Source organism: Pseudoalteromonas rubra (genome assembly GCF_004212645.1).
GTDB lineage: Bacteria > Pseudomonadota > Gammaproteobacteria > Enterobacterales > Alteromonadaceae > Pseudoalteromonas > Pseudoalteromonas rubra_G.
The window spans coordinates 12,897-29,385 of sequence record NZ_PPUZ01000033.1 but is presented as its reverse complement, the minus strand read 5'-3'; the positions used below and the strand labels follow the sequence as shown (position 1 = coordinate 29,385).

Annotated in this window: 15 protein-coding genes and 1 tRNA gene; 3 read left to right on the top strand and 13 right to left on the bottom strand. The window is 49.9% G+C overall.

Annotation, left to right across the window (positions count from 1 at the left end; all coding sequences use genetic code 11):
* Window positions 1–67: 67 nt before the first annotated feature.
* The 4 genes from C3B51_RS12780 to C3B51_RS12765 all read right to left on the bottom strand — a co-directional run bounded on the left by C3B51_RS12780 (window position 68) and on the right by C3B51_RS12765 (window position 3,146).
* A complete protein-coding gene (locus tag C3B51_RS12780) occupies window positions 68–1,243 on the bottom strand; it encodes a mandelate racemase/muconate lactonizing enzyme family protein (RefSeq protein WP_054015966.1) in 1,176 nt (391 codons plus the stop codon).
* A gap of 8 nt (window positions 1,244–1,251) precedes the next feature.
* Window positions 1,252–2,019: a class II aldolase/adducin family protein gene (locus tag C3B51_RS12775; protein WP_130245275.1), complete on the bottom strand. Its 768-nt coding sequence runs from the start codon at window positions 2,017–2,019 to the stop codon at window positions 1,252–1,254.
* Between the two features lie 159 nt (window positions 2,020–2,178).
* Window positions 2,179–2,502 (bottom strand): c-type cytochrome, encoded by a 324-nt coding sequence (locus C3B51_RS12770; RefSeq protein WP_125720969.1) that lies wholly within the window; start codon window positions 2,500–2,502, stop codon window positions 2,179–2,181.
* Window positions 2,503–2,603: 101 nt separating this feature from the next.
* Window positions 2,604–3,146 carry a DUF2058 domain-containing protein gene (locus C3B51_RS12765; protein ID WP_046003663.1) on the bottom strand — a complete coding sequence of 181 codons (543 nt, stop codon included), beginning with the start codon at window positions 3,144–3,146 and terminating at the stop codon, window positions 2,604–2,606.
* A 216-nt stretch (window positions 3,147–3,362) separates the two neighbouring features.
* On the opposite strand from C3B51_RS12765, the gene C3B51_RS12760 reads away from it, so the two are divergent.
* Window positions 3,363–4,523, top strand: coding sequence for an MFS transporter (locus C3B51_RS12760; RefSeq protein ID WP_125720971.1), 1,161 nt, complete (start codon window positions 3,363–3,365; stop codon window positions 4,521–4,523).
* Between the two features lie 104 nt (window positions 4,524–4,627).
* Here the strand turns inward: C3B51_RS12760 and C3B51_RS12755 are convergent, their stop codons facing one another.
* Both C3B51_RS12755 and C3B51_RS12750 read right to left on the bottom strand, forming a co-directional pair.
* On the bottom strand, window positions 4,628–5,143 hold the full coding sequence (locus C3B51_RS12755) for a prolyl-tRNA synthetase associated domain-containing protein (RefSeq protein WP_130245274.1): 516 nt from the start codon (window positions 5,141–5,143) through the stop codon (window positions 4,628–4,630).
* Entirely contained in the window at window positions 5,140–5,532 is a 393-nt protein-coding gene (locus tag C3B51_RS12750) for a hypothetical protein (protein WP_130245273.1), read from the bottom strand. Before C3B51_RS12750 ends, C3B51_RS12755 begins: the two co-directional genes overlap by 4 nt.
* A gap of 128 nt (window positions 5,533–5,660) precedes the next feature.
* On the opposite strand from C3B51_RS12750, the gene C3B51_RS12745 reads away from it, so the two are divergent.
* Window positions 5,661–5,736: transfer RNA gene (locus tag C3B51_RS12745), tRNA-Ala, on the top strand.
* A 102-nt stretch (window positions 5,737–5,838) separates the two neighbouring features.
* Here C3B51_RS12745 and C3B51_RS12740 read toward each other — a convergent pair.
* Both C3B51_RS12740 and proB read right to left on the bottom strand, forming a co-directional pair.
* Complete coding sequence (locus tag C3B51_RS12740) at window positions 5,839–7,086, bottom strand: glutamate-5-semialdehyde dehydrogenase (RefSeq protein ID WP_130245272.1); 1,248 nt, start codon at window positions 7,084–7,086, stop codon at window positions 5,839–5,841.
* Window positions 7,083–8,189 (bottom strand): glutamate 5-kinase, encoded by a 1,107-nt coding sequence (gene proB / locus C3B51_RS12735; RefSeq protein WP_125720980.1) that lies wholly within the window; start codon window positions 8,187–8,189, stop codon window positions 7,083–7,085. Before proB ends, C3B51_RS12740 begins: the two co-directional genes overlap by 4 nt.
* A gap of 639 nt (window positions 8,190–8,828) precedes the next feature.
* Between proB and C3B51_RS12730 the strand changes: the two genes are divergently transcribed.
* Window positions 8,829–10,685 carry a cation:proton antiporter gene (locus C3B51_RS12730; protein ID WP_130245271.1) on the top strand — a complete coding sequence of 619 codons (1,857 nt, stop codon included), beginning with the start codon at window positions 8,829–8,831 and terminating at the stop codon, window positions 10,683–10,685.
* 2 nt (window positions 10,686–10,687) lie between these two features.
* On the opposite strand, the gene C3B51_RS12725 is transcribed toward C3B51_RS12730, so the two are convergent.
* The 5 genes from C3B51_RS12725 to hflX all read right to left on the bottom strand — a co-directional run bounded on the left by C3B51_RS12725 (window position 10,688) and on the right by hflX (window position 16,477).
* Window positions 10,688–11,302, bottom strand: a complete 615-nt coding sequence (locus C3B51_RS12725) for a tetratricopeptide repeat protein (protein WP_425331674.1) — start codon at window positions 11,300–11,302, stop codon at window positions 10,688–10,690.
* Between the two features lie 181 nt (window positions 11,303–11,483).
* A complete protein-coding gene (locus C3B51_RS12720; protein ID WP_054015976.1) occupies window positions 11,484–12,800 on the bottom strand; it encodes an adenylosuccinate synthase in 1,317 nt (438 codons plus the stop codon).
* Window positions 12,801–13,048: 248 nt separating this feature from the next.
* Complete coding sequence (gene hflC / locus C3B51_RS12715) at window positions 13,049–13,927, bottom strand: protease modulator HflC (protein ID WP_130245270.1); 879 nt, start codon at window positions 13,925–13,927, stop codon at window positions 13,049–13,051.
* Window positions 13,928–13,932: 5 nt separating this feature from the next.
* Complete coding sequence (gene hflK / locus C3B51_RS12710; protein ID WP_130245269.1) at window positions 13,933–15,096, bottom strand: FtsH protease activity modulator HflK; 1,164 nt, start codon at window positions 15,094–15,096, stop codon at window positions 13,933–13,935.
* Window positions 15,097–15,187: 91 nt separating this feature from the next.
* Window positions 15,188–16,477 carry a ribosome rescue GTPase HflX gene (hflX, locus tag C3B51_RS12705; protein ID WP_125720988.1) on the bottom strand — a complete coding sequence of 430 codons (1,290 nt, stop codon included), beginning with the start codon at window positions 16,475–16,477 and terminating at the stop codon, window positions 15,188–15,190.
* Window positions 16,478–16,489: the final 12 nt, after the last annotated feature.

Here is a 16,489-nt window from a genome sequence, read left to right as displayed (position 1 = left end):
GCGTGAGCGGTGTTATCGAACATATTTTCTCGCCTCAAAATAGAACACTTAATTAAGCAAATTGGTATTACTTGATTTCGACCCGGGCTGAGCGCATTACCACTTCATCATTTAGCTCAATGCCGATGCCTGGTGCTTCAGAGACCTTGAACATGCCTTTTTCCGGCTGTGGATCCTGAAGACACAACTCCCGGTTCCACTTTTTAATCGCATAAGTGTGATGCTCGTGGATCAGGAAGTTAGGAATGGCCGTTTCCAGATGCAAAGAAGCCGCCGTCGCAACCGGGCCACCACACACATGGGCCTGAATGCGGATATCAAAAATATCGGCGTAATCACAGACCTTTTTGGTCTCGGTAAAGCCACCACACAGGCCAATATCTGGCTGCAGAACGTCAATACTTTGATCTTCAAAATAAGGACGCACATCCCAGCGATTATACAAACGCTCACCACCGGCGATTGGCACTGCTGTTTTGTTGGCCACTTTGGCGTGTAACGAATGGTTGAGGTAATTGACCGGCTCTTCGTAATACATGCAGTCAAATTCTTCGGCAATTTCAGCAATCTGAATTGCAGAGGTCGCACCTGGCAAACTGTGACATTCAAAAATAATATCGACTTCGTCACCAACCGCTTCGCGGATCGCTTGCATGCGTGCCCGGTATAATTTCATCTCGCCGCGTGAAATCAGCTTGGTGCGGTCGTAATAAGTATTACCGTCTTTGTCGTACATGATAGGGTCAACTTTAACCGCATCATAGCCTTCTGCCAGCGCTTTGTGGGCTGCCTCAGCATATTCATGTGGCTGCACCAGTGCCTTAAATTCACTGTCCCAGTCAAACTGAAGCTGTGATGCATAAGTGCGTAGCTCATCATTCACTTTACCACCAAGCAGCTGATACACAGGCAGGTTCAGCGCTTTACCTTTGATGTCCCACAGCGCTGTATCAATGGCACTCATGGCCGCATACACCACAGGTCCGCCACCTAAGCCCCAGAAGCTCTCCCGTAACATGCGGGCCCACAGCATTTCAGTCTGGAACGGGTCATGGCCAATCAAAAAGGCTTCCGCCATTTCTTTGATCATGGCCGCAGCGGCGCTGTGGCCAAGATCGTAGGCCAGGCCTGCTTCACCCACTCCCGAAATACCTTCATCGGTGTGAATACGTACAAATACCGGGGTCCAGGCGGGTCTGTCTGGACAGTGAATATCAAACACTTCGACGCGATTAACTTTCATTTTGACTCCTATTCGGCAAAGCCAGGATCCAGGCGGTATGCCTTTCTCAACATGGCAGGCCAGGCTAACTGGCCACCGGTGCTACCACTGTGCACCACCTTTGCCTGATTATAAATATTGTCCTGAATGGGCTGCGGTACCTCTTTTGCAGAGCGGCCGGTCGCCTGAATGGCCACCTGGATCTCACAGGCCCGTTGCAGATCATAAAAACGCATAAAGGCATCACCGACTGTGGGGCCAACGGTTAAACCGCCATGATTGACCAGCAACATATGATTGGTCGTGCCAAGGTCACTTTGCAGGCGAGCTTTTTCTGCTTCGTTCACCGCCAGGCCTTCGTATTCATGGTAAGACAGTGAGGGCAATGAGAACATGCTGTGCTGGCTGAGCGGCAACAGCCCGCCTTCCAGGCTCGCAACGGCGATGGTTTCTTTGGTATGCAGATGGATCACACAATGCGCATCTTCGCGTACTTCATGAATAGCACTGTGAATGGTAAAGCCGGCCGGGTTTATTTCAAAAGGAGTGTCGTCCAGAATATTGCCTTGCAGGTCAACTTTCACCAGGTTAGAGGCGGTGACCTCATCAAAACTCAGTCCAAAAGCATTCACCAGATAATGATCGGTACCTGGTAAGCGGGCAGACATATGCGTATAGATAAGATCGCCCCAGCGAAAATGCTCTACGAGACGGTAGCACGCCGCCAGATCAACACGCAGTCGCCACTCTTGCTCACTGACTTTGTCTTTTACGTTGAGTTTCGGCAATTCAAACATGGCCCTTCCTTTTATTATAAAGCCCAATTTATTTTGGATGTATAGAAGTCTAAAACACTCACTTGTGGGATGCAATGGTTCAATGCACAAGAGAGCATAATCATCGATGTGGATCAAAAAACCACCGACAAGCGGTGGCTTTTTTATTTACTGCCAGTGTTACTGCACTTTAGACAGATAATCAGCAATGGCTTCAAACTCTGCGTCAGACACGTTTGCTGTCATTGCTTTCATCGCAGCCGACATGCCATTGCTACGCGCGCCCGATTTGATGTCTTTCATCTGAGCCAGCAAGTATTCTTTGTTCTGACCTGCCAATTTTGGATATAAAGGCATGATAGGTGCTTTACCTTCTGCGCCATGACAGGTCTGACACATTTTTGCGGTGTAAAGCGCTTTACCATCGGCTGCACTGGCAGTACCAGCAGACAGGGCTGCAACGGCCAGGCCGCAGGCTAACGTTAGTTGTTTCATCTTGCTCATATCTTTTCTCTTCTTATATAACGGATCAATTCAAGTGTAGTCTATGCCGCACTGTTATCCATACTCTCATGACGGTGAGCTTACAGGTACGGCTACTGTGCCTACCAGATCAGATCATCCGGGACTTCGAAGTCTGCATACGGATCATCTTCGTCTTTGTCTTTCTGATCATCTTCAACATGAAAGACAATGTACTTTTCATCGACTTCAGCGATCTTACGTGCTGGCTCGTCTTGTAAGACATAAAACTGACCTTCGAGTACACAAATCGCCAGTCTGCCTTTGGCTAATGCCTGCTGAGTTTGTGCGTTCACATCCAGCTCTTTAATTTTACTTTCATAAGTAAAGTTAAAGGTCACATTACCCCGGATCTCATCCTGGTTATGGTGCTCCAGAATTTGTTTTACTCTGGCAACCTGCTCACGCTCTTTGAGCTCAGCCTGCTTTGCCTTATTCAGCTCTTCCGCTTTTTGCTGCTGAGCCTGTTTAGTTTGCTCAATGTGTTTTTGCAGATCGCTGACGTCGCTGGTCGCGCCTTTTTTCTTCTTTTTCTTTTGCGCTTTGCGTTTTTCGCTCTTCGCAACTTTGGCTTTGTGCTCGGTGGTCAGGCCCGCTTTCAAAAGTTGATCTTGTAGAGATCCCATAATGCCACTCCATAAATCTAGACTGACGCTATTTTAACGCAGTGGACGAATTTGACCACAGCTGGTGAACATTCCGGATGAAAAATTTTGCACCTCAAAATCTAGCAGAGTCGGCACTAAAAAATATGATTTAACGCAAGTTTTCTGTGATTTGCTTCGCAATTGTGCGATTCGGCAGGCATAATTTGGACGCGATTTGATCATTATGGATAGATTATGTCTCTGCCGCACTTGCTGCTGTGCTCTATTGCCATTTTTTGTGTGTTGTACGCCCCTCAACCCTTATTGTCTTTATTTGCAGAGTCTTATCAGGTCGCCCCGGCAAAAGCTGGCATGCTGATGTCTTTGACCATGCTGCCACTGGCTATTGCGCCTATTTGCTACGGGTTGTTATTTACGAAACGTAACCCGTTGCGGATCATCAAAGCCAGCATGCTGATGCTGGCACTGTGCTGTATCGGTTTCGCATTCAGCGGGGATTTCCAATGGATGATGGCGATACGCTTTGTGCAAGGCTTGTTACTCCCGGCTGCGCTCACCGCCATGACAGGTTATCTTGGCCGAACCTATCAACACAGTCAGCTGAAGCGTTCAATGAGCTGGTACATTGGCAGTACCATTGCCGGTGGCTACCTCGGCCGCACATTAGCAGCCAACTTTGCGGTGTGGTTTGACTGGCAGAGCTTTTACCTGCTCAATGCTATCACCCTGATAATACTGGCTTTGTGGATAAAGCCCCAGCGAGCTCAGGTCGTCAGCAGCGCGGCCAATCATCCTTTGGCATATCTCAAACCACTCAGACAGGCCGATTTGTTGGGTCTCTATGGGGCTGTTTTTTGTATGTTTTTTTGCTTTGCCGCGCTACTAAATTACCTGCCCTTTATTCTCAGTAACGACTACAAGATTAGCGATCCTCGCCTGATCGGCTGGGTCTACACAGGTTATCTGGTTGGCGCCTGTCTGTCTTTGTCTACTCCCTTGCTGAGTAAGCTAAGAGCCAGCATGTGGCAGATCCTCAGTGGCTTATTTGCCGTGTATTGCCTGACGATTGCGGGCATGTTGTGGCATAGCTTCTGGCTGTTTCTGATGTTATTCACCCTGTTTTGTGCCTGCATGTTTATGATCCATGCCAGTGCCGCGCCGCTGGCGAACCAGCTAAGCAAGGCCGAGGCCACCGTGACCAATGGCGCGTATGTGTCATTCTATTACTGCGGCGGTGCGCTGGGTTCCTACCTGCCAGGTCTCATCTATCAGCGCTGGGGACTGAGTTATTTTTTGCTCTCGCTGCTGCTCGTTTGCAGCACCGGTTTACTGCTGGTGTGGCGAAATCACTCCCGAGCACGACCCGACAAAACTGCGCTGTCACCTAAGTTTTAGTCACCGGCTTTAGCGTGTCACTGCGCGCTCTGGTTGTGTCAGCCACACATTCCCGGGCACGACCCGACAAAACGGCGATACAGTCTAAGTTTTAGTCACCGGCTTTAGCGTGTCACTGTGCGCTCTGGTAGTGTCAGCCACACCGGCTGATGACCCGTGTGCTGCCAAAAACGTTGTAAGTCGGATAAAGATAACACCCAGGTTTTGTCATTTTCAAAGGGGTGGCACTGCCATAAAGCGGCCTCGCACAACGCCTCATCAAGCCATAGTTGCACCTGCTGCTGTGGATCGTTAACGGTTGCCAGTGCCGACACACAGCCGGGTTTTATCCCCAGATAGTGTTCCAAGCGGTTATCAGACGCAAATCCCAACCGGGATAGCCCTTGTTGTTTAGACAATGCCTTGAGGTCCAGTTGTTTATCTGCGGTTGTGATCAGTAAAAAATGCTGCCGTCCGTAGTTGTCTCGCAAAAACAGGTTTTTCAGCCGCGTGCCCTCACGCTCCAGCGCCAGCTTGTCGGCATCCTGACAGGTTGCCAGCGGCGGATGCTGATAACTCTGGTAGGTGATACCGAGTGAACTGAGCAACTTAGCCAGTTGCGCTACAGAGGCTGTACTCATTGGCAGATCCCCCGCAGCTGCACACTGCGGTCGCGCCAGAATACCCGCTCAATCTTGTAGCCAGACTCGCAATATCGTGCCTCTTTGAGTGCCTTTTTGAGCCGGACAACCGCTTCATCTTCCAGCTGAAGTTTCAACTCAGACGAGTCCTCCACTCTTTGCTGCTCTGCAAAGCGCTTCAGCTCGCGTCGCGATACTGGTTTACTGGTATCCAACTTCATTTGTGGGGTGGCTTTAACGGTAACAACAAACGCAAACTCATCCTGCCCTTTGCCATTCACGCGTTGGTGTAGTTGTTGACTTTCGACTGCCAGCACTGGCGCATCGGGCATGCTACTACAAGCACTGAGCAACAGGGTGCCACCAATCAGTAGACTCGCACGTATCATAAAATTCTCTGTGTTTTTTGCCCAGTGTAACAAAGCAAAGCGGCTGTTTGGCAAGTTTTTTATGGCCAGGACTTGACGCTCGGTAGAAAAATGTTTTAAATTCTCAGCGTCAAATCGACACCGGAAGTGGGGCTATAGCTCAGCTGGGAGAGCGCCTGCCTTGCACGCAGGAGGTCAGCAGTTCGATCCTGCTTAGCTCCACCACTTTCCGCCTTTCCTTGCTTATCAATCCCAAGCTCAAAAACCACACAAACAGGCAGTCTGTTAGGCGATATTTCAGGGCACATCCGTGTACCCAATAACGTATTAATCTCTTATCTGACCTTCACCATTGACCAGATATTTCTCTGTTGTCAGCGACTCCAGACCCATCGGACCGTAAGCATGCAGTTTGGTCGTTGCAATGCCAATCTCTGCGCCTAAGCCCAGCTGACCCCCATCACTGAAACGTGACGACGCATTCACCATAACAACAGAGGCATCAACACTGCGCTGGAACAGTTCAGCGGTCTGCATATTCTGCGTGCAGATCACTTCGGTATGATGACTGCCAAAGCGATCTATGTGTGCCACTGCCGCACTGAAGTCCGCCACCTGTTTCACTGCAATCTCCAGGCTCAGGTACTCTTCGCCAAACGCATCGTCAGCCAGTACAGTGGCATTATCGAAGTATCCGGCACTCGCCTGATCAGCATTGATCTTAACGCCACGCTGCTGCAGAGCTTGTGCAGCTTGTGGTAAAAACTGCTCAGCGATATCCTGATGGACAATCAAACCTTCGAGGGCATTACAGACGCCGGTGCGCTGGGTTTTACCATTGAGCAGCAGTTGCAGCGCCTTGTCGAGATCAGCGTCTTTATCCACGTACAGGTGACACACCCCTTTAAAGTGTTGGATCACCGGTACTGTACTGTTTTGTGTGACGAACTGGATCAGGCCTTCACCACCACGTGGAATGATCAGATCTATGTAATCTTTTTGCTGCATCAGCTCCATCATCAGACTGCGATCCGGGTCTGGGATCACACTGATCAGCGCAGTCGGCAGACTGTGGGTTTCCAGCACGCCGTGCAGTACTTTGGCGATGGCCAGTGAGCTTTGCAGTGCTTCTTTACCACCGCGCAGGATCACGCCATTGCCCGATTTAAAACACAAAGCGCCGGCATCTGCTGTCACATTCGGACGGGCTTCATAAATCATACAGACCACACCCAGTGGCACGCGCATTTTTCTGATTTCAATGCCGTTAGGTCGCGTGCCCAAATCCCTGGTTGTACCAACCGGATCGGGTAATTCGATAATGGTTTCAATGCCCTGTGCCATGTCTTCAATGCGCTCTGGCGTGAGCGTCAGACGGTCGACCATCGCAGCTGGCAACTGGTTTTCGCGCGCCGCCTCCAGATCCTGCTGATTGGCATGGATGATTTCATCCATACTGGCTCTGAGTGCGCCCGCCATGCCGCGTAATACCGCGTCTTTTTGTGGCGTTGATAGCAACGCTAAAGTTTTTGCCGCCTGCGCTGCATTATGTGCAATTTCTGTAATTAAGCTCATGATTTTCTTTCCTCAAATACTGCAATATCATTTTGTGAGATGACCGGGCCTATGCTGTCCTGAACTTTCTCTGTCACTATATCTTTATCCTGCTGGGCAATGAAGTTAAGCAAACAGCTGCTGTAATTACTGTTTGCCTTGGCCAGTTTCTGACCGTCTTCGTTTCTCACCAATACGGTTTCGCCCGCCGAGAAGTCGCCATTGACTGCGACTATGTCATCACAGCTCAGTTCATCACAGCTCAGCTCATCAAATTCACTAGCCTCAACGATCAGCTCACCTTGTTCCGATGCGGTGTGCGTCATCCAGTGCACAGCCTCTTGCATCGGCGTGTCGTAAGGCAGAAAACGCGTTCCCGGGTTCGCCCCATTGAGCAGCTCTGAGAAAGTATCTTCGTTAAAGCCATTCACTATGTACGTCACAATGCCATGGGATGTGGCCTTTTCCGCCGCTTGTAGCTTAGTTCTCATACCACCAGTACCCACACTGCTGGTTGGCCCGCCAGTCATGGCATAAATTTCCGGGGTCAGCTCACCCACAGTGTCCAGCAATCTGGCATCCGGGTTCTTATTGGGATCTTTATCGTACAGGCCGTTCACGTCAGAGCAGATGATCAGGCAATCGGCATCCGCCGCCGCCGCTACCATGGCAGATAAGTTGTCGTTATCACCGACCTTCAGATCGTCCGTCGTCACCGCATCATTTTCGTTGATAATAGGCAGGATCCCTTGCTCCAGTAAAGTGAACAATGTTTCACGAATACTGTTGTAACGATCGCGGTCGCGCAAGTCGCCATGGGTCAGCAGCAACTGGGCCGACGGAAAGTCAAAAAAACGCTCCCAGGTCGAGATCATTTCTGTTTGCCCTGCCGCCGCCATGGCCTTTTTCACCGCCACTGAGCTTTTGTCTTTATTTTTGAACAGGTGCGACCCGGCAGCCACAGCACCGGATGACACCAGCAGCACCTCTTTGCCTTTGGCGCGACACTGCACAATAAACTGTGCAATGTTAAGCAGGTAACGTGAGCGGCAACCGTCCTGCTCTGGTGCGATTAACGCACTGCCGATTTTTATTACGATGCGTTGAGATGTTTCAATTGACATGTTTTTTCCGTTTTACCTTATATCCTCATGCGCGCAGTATCCAGGTTGATACTACAACGCTTCTTTGTCAGCATACGCGACCACAAAAAATAAGATAACAACGGCTTCGAAATACCCACTCACACGAATACAGCATACATTTCGAAACGGCAAACAGACAGACCTCTGACATGCACGCACTGATTTATTCAGTACTAACAAGCAACTGTGGCTGCGAAAACTAAGAAAGATTGATTGTGACCTGAGAGACATGCTCTGCTGGTCGAGCCGTTTTTTGCAGGCTCACCATGGTTTGGTGCGGCAAAAAAGGCCTGATCGCAATGAATAATTGCGCACATGAGTAGATTGATGATGGGCGCAAAGCCCGCTCGAATAAACGCCATATACCTTAACGCGGATCCGGTTTAAATTGCAACCCATTCGGATGCAATTGATTTATGGTCGCCATAAATACAATTGATAGTACTTATTTATCAGGTTGCTACCACAATCACTTTCAGTTATTTTCTACACAAATAGACGGTGAAAAACAGACATTGATTGACATTGTAAAGCGCACTAACACTTTATTTGTGGTTTGACTGTGCTATAACCAAGCAAACACTATAATTAAATTTACCCCAACCTGCGGGAGCAGCTATGTCAGCTATTTATATTGCCGGGATTGCGTTATTTTCTGTTTTAGCCCAATGGCTTGCCTGGGTGTGCCGGGTGCCGGCTATTTTATTTTTACTTCTTACCGGCTTGTTGCTGGGCCCTGTTTCTGGTCAGTTACAGCCGGATCAATTGCTCGGCGATTTGCTTTTCCCTGTGGTCTCGCTGTCCGTTGCCATTATCTTGTTCGAGGGGGCATTAACACTACATTTTCATGAACTGAAAGGCATAGGAAAAGTCGTGCGCAACTTGTGCTCCATCGGCATGCTGACCACCTTTGCAATCCTCACTGCCAGTGCTATCTGGCTGCTGGAGCTGGACTGGCGGGTGGCTGCGGTACTTGGGGCGGTACTGGTGGTCACAGGTCCAACGGTGATAGCCCCGATGCTTAATGCCATGCGACCGGAAAAAGACATTGATCGGATCCTGCGCTGGGAAGGCATCGTTATCGACCCCATAGGCGCCTTGTTTGCCGTGTTGGTGTTCGAGGCGGTCAACCAGGTAGGAGAAGCCGCCGTGTTCAGCCATACGATGCTGGCGCTGTTTTCAACGCTGGGTGTCGGAACCTCTGTGGGGATTGTGGCAGGCTGGCTAACCACCACCATCATCCGCCGGGAGTGGTTACCGTACGAGCTACACAAGTTTGGTATTCTTGCGCTGGTGCTGTTCAGCTTTACCCTGGCAAACCACCTGAGCCACGAATCCGGGCTGCTGGCCGTCACTATTTTTGGGATCTGGCTCGCCAATCAGGACGATTTAGAAATTGACTCAGTACTGGAGTTCAAAGAAGACTTATCGATGATCCTGATCTCCAGTTTATTTATTCTGCTCGCAGCTCGTCTGCAACTGGAAGATCTGATGCTGCTTGACGGTGACGTGTTTATCTTCCTGGCCATTGTGTTATTTGTTGCCCGGCCCCTGAGTATCGCGGTCTCTACCTTTGGCAGCGATCTGCCACTGCGCTCGCGGCTGCTGCTTGCCTGGATTGCACCGCGGGGTATCGTTGCGGCGGCCGTCGGCTCTGTATTCGCGCTGAGTATGATGCAGTCGGGTTACCCCGATGCCAACAAAATGGTGCCGCTGATCTTTACCGTGATCATAGTGACTGTGATCTTACAAAGCCTCACTGCAACCCCGCTGGCCCGTTTACTGAAAGTGCGTCAGCCAGCCCCCAATACGCTATTACTGATTGGTGCCAACCACGTCTCCCGCGCGATCGCTCGGGGTTTGAAAGAGCAAAATGTCGATGTTTACCTGTCTGATCCGGCATGGGAAAACTGTAAGATGGCGCGCATGGATGGCCTGCCCTGCTATTATGGTAACCCGCAGTCTGAACATGCCGAGCGTTACCTGCCACTGACCAGTCTTAAGTCGGTGATGGCACTGTCGCCCAACCGTCACCACAACGCACTGGGTGTACAGTATTTTTCACACCTGCTGGGGGAGCAGAACGTCTTCTCACTGAAGTCTTCAACAAACCATGCCAAAGCCAATAAAGACAGCGCCACATTCCTGTCTCGCCAGTTGCTGTTTGGTGATGAAGGCAATTATGCCAAGCTAAGTAGCATGATGGCCAAAGGGGGCAAAGTCAGCGTGACCCGGCTATCGGAAGAGTTTACCTGGGCGCAATATCAGGAAGTGAACAAAGAAGCGATACCGCTGTTTATCATAGGGGAGGCAGGCAAAAACGACGATGGCCTGCCAGTACGACCCTTTACCACGCAGATGAAAAATGCCCCCGACAGCGGAGAGCGGGTATTGGCATTACAACCGCCCAAATTGTCGGTGCTCAAAGATCCCGCGCAAAAAGAAGCGCCCATCGGAGAAAAGCTGGGCGATTAGTCTTACATCGGTAGCCGGGCACGTTTCACCACGCTGTCCGGCATTTTCTGCGCTAATAACGCCAGCGCCGTTTCGATGCGCTTGTGCAGTTTTTTGTCTGCGACTGCGGCGTGGAACAGCCAGCGATAGGCGTCCTCATAATCTCTTGGACTGCCGTACCCCTTATTGAACAAATCGACCAGCCGCAGCTGAGCTTTTAAATTTCCCAGCACCGAGGCCTCACGCAAGTAGGTAATGGCCATCCGCTTGTCCATTTGCACCAGCTTACCAAGATCATAATAGCGGCCAAGCTGCTCCAGCGCCGGTGCTAAGCCCTGTTCAGCCGCCTTGCGCATATAATACAGGCCAAGCTCAACGTTACGGTCAACACAGACCGCGTAGGCCAGCATATCGCCATACAGGAACTGGTACGACGGCAGCGCCATTATTTCGGCGCGTGCTTCGATATCCTGAACCAACTGGCACTCATCGTCTTTCACGCGTTTCAGATGCGCATTGCGACTGATCAGCTCCAGCAGCTCCGCCTGGCTATAAAGGGGAACGGCTTCAATCGGCTCATCGCCTTTAGAATGAGGGCTGATAAATAAGCAAGCGCTTACAATCAGCGCAGATATCATACTTAGATGCTTGTTCATATTCGATACGTACCAATGACACACTAACATTAAGTATACAATAAATGTGCCACTGAGAAGGATTGTATTGGAGAAACTAGGCTGAGCCGAAGCAAGTGAAGACAAGCATAATGCATTTTACAGACATAAAAAAAGCTGCCGTAGCAGCTTTTTTTACACTTAATTATTCGCCGAATGGGTTGCGAACAATCATAGTCTCAACGCGGTCAGGGCCCGTTGAGATGATGTCGATTGGTACACCTGTCAGCTCTTCAAGACGCTTGATGTAGTTGATAGCCGCTTCTGGCAGGGCTTCAACGGTTGTTGCACCAAAGGTGTTCTCAGACCAGCCTGGCATTTCTTCGTAAACCGGCGTCACTTTCTCGTAGCCTTCCGCTGCCAGTGGCGTCACGTTAGTGACTGTGCCATCTTCCAGCTGGTAACCAGTACAGATCTTGATGGTTTCAAGACCATCCAGTACATCCAGCTTAGTCAGACAGAAACCTGAGATACTATTGATCTGGATTGCACGACGCATTGCAACTGCGTCAAACCAACCAGTACGACGCAAACGACCCGTCGTTGCACCGAACTCGTGACCTTTCTCACCTAAGTGCTTACCAACCGGATCTTGCTTGTCCAGACCATCGTAAAGTTCTGTCGGGAACGGACCTGAACCTACACGCGTGGTGTACGCTTTAACAATACCCAGCACATAGTCCAGGTGTAATGGACCAAAGCCCGCACCTGTTGCCACACCACCGGCAGTGGTGTTAGAAGAAGTTACATATGGGTATGTACCGTGGTCGATATCAAGCAAAGTACCCTGAGCACCTTCAAACAGGATGTTGTCGCCATTCAGACGCGTTTGATCCAGCAGCTCAGTAACGTCAACCACCATAGACTTCAGGATTTGTGCAATTTCCATCGCTTCATCATAGGTCTTCTGGAAATCGACCGGGTCTACTTTGTAGTAGTTAACCAGGGTGAAGTTATGGTACTCAAGCACCTCTTTCAGCTTAGCTGCAAACTGCTCTGGGTTGAACAGGTCGCCAACGCGCAGACCACGACGTGCTACTTTGTCTTCGTAAGCAGGGCCGATACCACGACCGGTTGTACCGATTGCTTTATTGCCACGAGCCAATTCACGTGCCTGATCCAAAGCAACATGGTAAGGCAGGATCAACGGACATGCTTCACTGATAAGCAAGCGCTCACGAACTGGTACACCACGCTCTTCCAGCATACGCACTTCTTTCATGAGTGCGTCTGGTGCCAATACCACACCGTTACCGATAATGCATTTTACGTTGTCACGTAGAATGCCTGACGGGATCAGGTGCAGGACGGTTTTCTCACCGTTGATCACCAGCGTGTGGCCCGCGTTATGTCCGCCCTGATAGCGAACAACCAAAGAAGCTTTATCTGTCAGCAGGTCTACAACCTTGCCTTTACCTTCGTCACCCCACTGGGTGCCCAATACAACGACGTTTTTACCCATTGCAAAATCACTTAGAAAAAATTAGGCGCAGATTTTATCAGAAAAGCACGTTCAAAACACCCCATTACGGCTATTTTTTCCGCACTCACCGGGATCCTAATGAAATTAAGAGGGTTTCTTTAACTCGTCTGATCAGGTGGTATTGCCCGCAGGCGTGTCTGAACAGGGTTAGAGAGCAAAAAACCCCGCTGCTGCGGGGTTTTCAATTCGGACTTTAGTCACGCCATTACAATAACAAGAGCGCCGACTTATTCGCCTTTTTTGTTCTTCATATAATCGAAGAACTCGCTATCCGGTGATAATACCATCACATCGCCTTTGCTGGTGAAAGTATTCTTATATGCTTCCAGCGAGCGAACAAAGCCGAAGAACTCCGGATCCTTGTTGTACGCATCAGCATAAATTTTTGCCGCCAGTGCATCGCCCTGACCGCGCACAGCACGGGCATTACGCTCCGCATCTGCCAGCATAACGGTAACCCGACGGTCAACTTCAGCACGAATGATCTCCGCCTTTTCCTGACCTTCTGAGCGGTGCTCTTTCGCCACTGCGGTACGCTCAGCACGCATCCGCTGGAAGATTGAGTTACTGACTTCGTTTGGCAGGTTGATTTGCTTAACCCGCACATCCAGCACCTCAATACCCAGCTCCTGAGCACTCTCAGAGGCTTGTACCAGCGCTTCTTCCATCAGCTCGCTACGTTCACCCGACACAATCTCTTTAATGGTACGCGAACCAAAGTTGGTTCTCAGACCATTGTTCACTTTCTGCTTAAGCAGGGTTTCAGCGTATTGCTTATCACCTCTGGCACGCAGATAGTAGGCCGAGAAATCGTTGACACGCCACTTCACGAATGAATCAACGATCAAGTCTTTTTTCTCACTGGTAACGAAACGATCCGGTGCACCATCCAGCGTCTGAATACGCGCGTCAATGCGACGTACCTGACTGAAAAATGGTACTTTCAGGTGCAGACCTGGCTCGTATACCACGGCATTGTCCTGGCTGTCTTTTTGTACTTTACTGAACAGTAAAACGATGGCGCGTTGACCTTCTGTGACAACAAACACCGACGAAAAAGCCAAAAATGCGGCAATGATCAATCCTACGACAGTCATGTTTTTCATGTCAGTTACCTCCCACCATTGTTAAAACGGTCACGTGAAAAACGATCATCACTGCTGTTCACTGTGCTGTTGCGTGACTGACCCAGTGACTGACGCAGCTGGTTGATGTCGTTCTGGCTTGACAGGGTAACCTGCGTGCCCGACTTGCTTTGCTGCATAATCTTATCCAGTGGCAGATACATCATGTTGTTGCCACCTTTTACGTCAACCAACACTTTAGAGCTGTTACCCAGCACTTGCTCCATGGTTTCGATGTACAAACGTTCACGGGTAACCTGCTTGGCTGCCTGATACTCTGGCAATAGCTTTTCAAAACGCTCAACCTCACCCTGCGCTTCCAGAGTGATACGCTCTCGGTACGCTTCTGCTTCTTGCGTCATACGCGTTACCTGACCTCGGGCACGCGGCTCGATTTCTCTTGCGTATGCTTCAGCTTCACGAATGAAACGCTCTTCATCCTCTTGTGCTGCAATGGCGTCATCAAATGCATCTTTTACTTCCGCAGGCGGACGTGAGTCTTTAAAGTTCACATCGGTGACGATAATACCCAGGTTGTATGGCTCGATGATCTTGGTCAGTTCATCCCAAGTTCGCTGACGTACCAATTCACGGCCCGTGGTTAATACCTGGTCCATGCGAGAGTGACCCACAACATAGCGCAACGCACTATCCAGTGCCTGCTGTAAGCTGTGATCGGCATCGGTTACGCTGAAGCGATATAAGGTCGGATCAACCACCCGATACTGAACCTCGAACTCAACGCTCACCACATTCTCGTCTTCAGTCAGCATAAACCCTGATGCCGACAAAGAGCGAACCGCTTCAATATCAATGGGGATAACGCGTTCAATAAAGGTCATTTTCCAGCGCAGACCCGGCTCGGCGATACGGTTAAATTCACCGAATTGCAGCACTATGCCACGCTCGGCTTCTTTCACTGTGTAAATACCGCTTAACGCCCAAACAACAAAAGCAATTAACAGCACAAACACCATACCGGCACCGCCGATACCGCCGCCTTTGCCTGGCTTACCGCCAAACATGCCGCCAAATTTGTTGTTGAATTTGCGGAATACTTCGTCTAAGTCAGGTGGCCCCTGATCACGACCACCACGGTTCTTCCACGGGTCGTTATCATTGCCATTATTACCCGGTTCGTTCCAGGCCATAGCTATACTCCATTGTTATAAAATGAATTAATCTAAATCTAACAAAAAACACAGAGATCTAATAGAGAAATGCGTGCAATAAGCGGCTTTTTCAATCTTCCACCACAAATTGCGCTATTTCCTGCCCCTGCTCTTTCTTTAATCTTTCCCAATCTGCCTGCGGTAATCTGACGTCCAACAGCCAGTTTCCAGCCTCGTCATAGGACTCGCCATTTACCGCATTAAGGTTAAACAGCGCGCCGCGCAGCTTACCAAATGCAGGCGGTACCAAAAGCTTACTGGCAAAAATTTTCTTCGCCAGCAGCTCTGAAATTGCCTGCTCAAGCAACTCAATGCCTTCACCCGTATGTGCCGATAACCACACACGCACTGGCACGCCCTGATCGTCTCTGTCTATTTTAGGGTTGATCTCGTCAACCAGATCAATTTTGTTGTAAACCAACAGCTGAGGGATCTCATCCGCCTCAATTTCTTTGAGGACCGATTGTACCTCTTCTATGTTCTCTTTTCTTCTCTGATCTGCCACATCGACAACATGCAGCTGTAAGTCTGCTTCCCGGGTTTCGGTCAAAGTCGCTTTAAAAGCGGCAACCAAATCATGGGGTAAATGGCGGATAAAGCCAACCGTATCGGCAAAGATGACCGGGCCAACATCGGTAATTTCCAGCTTACGCAACGTTGGATCCAAAGTCGCAAAAAGCTGATCCGCCGCATACACATCAGCATTGGTGACGTGATTAAACAAGGTTGATTTGCCCGCATTGGTATAACCAACCAAAGACACTGTCGGAATTTCATTGCGGCTGCGGGCACGACGCCCTTGCTCTCGCACTGTTGCCACTTTTTCGAGTCGCTTACGGATGCTTTTTATCCGCTCCCGGAGTAACCGTCGGTCAGTTTCCAGCTGGGTTTCACCCGGTCCACGCAAGCCTATCCCGCCCTTTTGTCTTTCAAGGTGGGTCCAGCCGCGGATCAGGCGAGTTGAAATATGCCGTAACTGCGCCAGCTCAACCTGCAACTTACCTTCGTGGGTGCGGGCACGCTGAGCAAAAATATCTAAAATTAAGGTCGTTCTATCTAATACCCGGCAACGGCAGACACGCTCTAAGTTGCGCTCTTGAGAGGGACTGAGTTGATGATTAAAGATGATGACATCTGCATTGTGAGTTCTGACAATCTCAGCGATTTCTTCTGCTTTCCCCGTCCCGACAAATAATTTCGGGTGAGGGGCCTGACGGCTGCCTTGCACAACCGTCAAACAACTAACACCAGCAGAAGACACTAGCATTTCCAGCTCACGAAGATCTTCTCGATCTCCTTCATTTGGAAACTCTATATGTACTAAGACTGCCTGTTCGCCGGCTTCATAACGGTCAAACAAGCATTACGCTCC